This window comes from Streptomyces sp. NPDC040410, assembly GCF_055595715.1.
In genome coordinates this window covers 1-3,332 of record NZ_JBVIVK010000062.1, presented here as the reverse complement: position 1 = coordinate 3,332, position 3,332 = coordinate 1, and the positions used below count along the sequence as shown (strand labels likewise).

The window sequence follows — 3,332 nt, the reverse complement described above, 5'->3', positions numbered from 1 at the left end:
GAGCTGGTCGGCGAGGTCCTCGACGTGATGCGGGACCTCGCCGAGGACGGCATGACGATGATCGTCGTCACGCACGAGATGGGCTTCGCCCGTGAGGTCGGCGACTCGCTGGTCTTCATGGACGACGGCGTGGTGGTCGAGTCCGGCCACCCGCGCGAGGTCCTGACCAACCCCCAGCACGAGCGCACGAGGTCGTTCCTGTCCAAGGTCCTCTGACGGCACGCACAAGAAGGGGCGGTACGGGTCATCCCCGCACCGCCCCTTTCGCATGGTCCGCGCACCGCGGCGACCTTCGGTTACCTGAGCGCCAGCAGCAGCGTGTCCGACGGCGAACACCACACCGGGCGCGCCTCGGCGAAGCCCCTGTCGCGCAGCACGCGCGCGTGCCAGGCAGCGGACGGCATCCCGCCGTCGGCGTGCTCGCCGTAGATCTCGAAGCGGCGCGCGGTCGGCCCGGCGAGGACGGGGTCCTGCGCGGCGAGCTGCCACCATTCGGCCCAGTCGAGGGCGCCGTCGTTCTTGGCCTGATCCATGCGTGCGTGGCGCTGCGCCCGCTCGGCCGCGTTGATCCGGGGCGTCGTGTCGTCGATCATGTGGTCCGCGTTCATGAAGACACCGCCGTCGCGGACGAGCTCCGCGACCTGACCGTAGAGGGCCGCGAGGGGTTCGCTGTGCAGCCAGTGGAGGGCCGTGGCGGTCAGGACGGCGTCGTACGAGTCGTACGGCAGTGTCGCCGGCCAGTCGCGGTCCTTGAGGTCGGCGGTGACGAAGGAGACCCGGTCGTCGCCCGCGAAGGTGCCCTCCGCGATGGCGAGGAGCGCCGGGTCGAGGTCGACGCCGGTGCTGGTGGCCTCGGGGAGACGGGCGAGCAGGCGGGCGGTGATGCTGCCCGTGCCGCACGCGAGGTCGAGCACGCGCGGGGCCGGGCCGACCAGGGCCTCGACCATGTCAAGCATGATCCGGAAGCGTTCCTCGCGGTCGGGCATGTACCACTCCTGCTGCCGGTCCCAGCTGTCCTGCCAGGCGTGCCAGTCGGCCCCGGCCGTCGTGGTGTCCGTGTCCGTCATCGAGCCCCTCCGCGGCGCAGGTTCACGTAATACCCTGGAAGCACGATCAGCTGTTACCCGACCGCATCATGACGATAGACCGCCCTCGTAAGGACTACAAGTGGAACTGGCCTATTACTCGGACTACGCCGTCCGTCTCGTCAACAGCGAGGACCCGGCCCGGGGCAAGGACTCACTGACCTCGGTCGAGGCCGTCCGCGACCTGTTCGGCGGCACCCAGTCGGCGGCCCGCCGCGCCACCGACGCGGACGTGACCCGGTTCCGCTCGGTCCGGTCCCGGCTGCGCGCGGTCTTCGAGGCGGCGGACAAGGGCGACGAGACGCTCGCGGTGGACCTGCTGAACTCGCTCCTCCTGGAGTTCCCCGTGAGCCCGCAGATCTCCGGGCACGACTTCCGCGACGACAACGGCCGCCCGCTGTGGCACATGCACCTCGCGGACCACCCGTCCAACGTGACCGCCGGCTACGCGGCGATCGCGGCGATGGGCCTGGCGTTCCATCTGACGGAGTACGGCGTCGACCGCCTCGGACTGTGCGAGGCCGCACCGTGCCGCAACGCCTACCTCGACACCTCGACGAACCGCTCCCGGCGCTACTGCTCCGACCGCTGCGCCACCCGCGCCAACGTGGCCGCCTACCGCGCCCGCAAGCGCCTCGAGGCGGACCGGTCCGGGAAGACCGGCCTGGCGGCAGACACCAGCCAGCGCAGTGCCGCGAGCGGCGAGCGCTGATCCGGCCTCGGCGGCCGGTACCGGAAGCGGACCTTGCCCAGGATCAGTTCGTCGGGCACGACGCCGTAGTCGTTGCTGTCGCTCCCGGCGTACGCGTTGTCCGCGAGCACCCACCAGCCCCCCTCGCGCCGCTGCACGGCACGCTTGACGATGAGCAGGTCCTGCTGGAAGGGATGGCGCAGGACCACGATGTCACCGGTTCTGATCCGGCCCCCGTGCCGCACCAGGAGCCAGTCGCCGTGGTACAGCGTGGGCACCATCGACGGCCCGGTCACCTCGAAGCGTCCGAAGGGCTGCACCGCCCTCCCCCGCTCGCTCTCCTGCGACAGCTCCGGCATCCCCGGCACCTCCCCGGTCCGTTCCTCCACCAGTCCCAGTCTGACCCCGGACTTTTGTCCTAAGCCCATGGGGGCACTCGCGAATTCCCCTCTGCCAGGGAGTAATGTCCCACCTGAGAAGACGATCACGAGGAAGGAATGCTCCATGCTTTCCCGCCTGTTTGCCCCCAAGGTCAAGGTCAGCGCGCACTGCGACCTGCCCTGCGGTGTGTACGACCCGGCCCAGGCCCGCATCGAGGCGGAGTCGGTGAAGGCCGTCCAGGAAAAGATGGCCGCCAACGACGACCCGCACTTCCAGGCGCGCGCCACCGTCATCAAGGAGCAGCGTGCCGAGCTCGCGAAGCACCATGTCTCGGTGCTCTGGAGCGACTACTTCAAGCCCCCGCACTTCGAGAAGTACCCGGAGCTGCACCAGCTGGTCAACGACGCCCTGAAGGCCCTCTCGGCCGCCAAGGCGTCCACCGACCCGGCCACCGGGCAGAAGGCGCTGGACTACATCGCCCAGATCGACAAGATCTTCTGGGAGACCAAGAAGGCCTGACGCACCGTCAGCCTCCGACGACCGGCGATCGGTGCACCATCGCAGGTCAGCGGGTAGCCCGAAGGGGCCCGGCCGAACTCCGGCCGGGCCCCTTCGGGTGTTCGGGGCGCGAGGGCGCGCAGGCGGGGAGGATCGTGCCATGCTGACGGGGTGGTGACCACGGAGGACCTCGTACGGCTACGGCAGGCGCGCGACCGCATCAACCGCGAGTACGCCGAGCCCCTCGACGTGTCGGCGCTCGCCCGCACAGCGCTGATGTCGCCGGGCCACTTCCAGCGCAGCTTCCGCAGCGCGTTCGGCGAGACCCCGTACAGCTATCTCATGACCCGCCGCATCGAACGCGCCAAGGCGCTCCTGCGCCGCGGCGACCTGACCGTCACGGAGGTCTGCCTCGCGGTCGGCTGTACCTCCCTGGGCTCCTTCAGCTCCCGCTTCACGGAACTGGTCGGCGAAACCCCGAGCGCCTACCGCGCCCGCTCCCACGAGTCGAGCGCGACGATCCCGGCCTGCGTGGCCAGGACGTTCACCCGTCCGAAGCGGGCGGCGCGACCGCCCTCCAGCGCCTAGTGCCGCGTCAGCCAAGGTTTGCCCGTCAAGGAGCGGCGTCCGGTGCGTGCTCTCGGCGTGCCGGCCGGAAGTCCTCGTACTGGACGTAC

The 3,332-nt window shown here is 70.2% G+C and carries 5 protein-coding genes and 1 pseudogene; 4 read left to right on the top strand and 2 right to left on the bottom strand.

Annotated features, from left to right (window positions below):
* Nucleotides 1-216: pseudogene (locus ACZ562_RS38265) on the top strand (ectoine/hydroxyectoine ABC transporter ATP-binding protein EhuA); the annotation flags it as partial.
* Nucleotides 217-296: 80 nt separating this feature from the next.
* On the opposite strand, the gene ACZ562_RS38260 reads toward ACZ562_RS38265, so the two are convergent.
* On the bottom strand, nt 297-1,067 hold the full coding sequence (locus tag ACZ562_RS38260) for a class I SAM-dependent methyltransferase (protein ID WP_471189318.1): 771 nt from the start codon (nt 1,065-1,067) through the stop codon (nt 297-299).
* 100 nt (nt 1,068-1,167) lie between these two features.
* On the opposite strand from ACZ562_RS38260, the gene ACZ562_RS38255 reads away from it, so the two are divergent.
* Nucleotides 1,168-1,797, top strand: coding sequence for a CGNR zinc finger domain-containing protein (locus ACZ562_RS38255; protein ID WP_471189316.1), 630 nt, complete (start codon nt 1,168-1,170; stop codon nt 1,795-1,797).
* Here ACZ562_RS38255 and sodX read toward each other — a convergent pair.
* Nucleotides 1,701-2,135 (bottom strand): nickel-type superoxide dismutase maturation protease, encoded by a 435-nt coding sequence (gene sodX / locus ACZ562_RS38250; RefSeq protein WP_471189324.1) that lies wholly within the window; start codon nt 2,133-2,135, stop codon nt 1,701-1,703. The two genes, ACZ562_RS38255 and sodX, sit on opposite strands and share 97 nt — an antisense overlap.
* Before the next feature lie 145 nt (nt 2,136-2,280).
* Here sodX and sodN point away from each other — a divergent pair, with 145 nt between their 5' ends.
* A complete protein-coding gene (gene sodN, locus ACZ562_RS38245; RefSeq protein WP_020123534.1) occupies nt 2,281-2,676 on the top strand; it encodes a superoxide dismutase, Ni in 396 nt (131 codons plus the stop codon).
* Nucleotides 2,677-2,829: 153 nt separating this feature from the next.
* A complete protein-coding gene (locus ACZ562_RS38240; protein ID WP_471189321.1) occupies nt 2,830-3,243 on the top strand; it encodes a helix-turn-helix transcriptional regulator in 414 nt (137 codons plus the stop codon).
* Nucleotides 3,244-3,332: the final 89 nt, after the last annotated feature.

Excerpts from the sequence above, each read along its gene's own strand:
- ACZ562_RS38260 (WP_471189318.1), bottom strand. The coding sequence starts at position 1,067 with ATGACGGACACGGACACCACGACGGCCGGGGCCGACTGGCACGCCTGG.
- sodX (WP_471189324.1), bottom strand. The coding sequence starts at position 2,135 with ATGCCGGAGCTGTCGCAGGAGAGCGAGCGGGGGAGGGCGGTGCAGCCC.
- sodN (WP_020123534.1), top strand. The coding sequence starts at position 2,281 with ATGCTTTCCCGCCTGTTTGCCCCCAAGGTCAAGGTCAGCGCGCACTGC.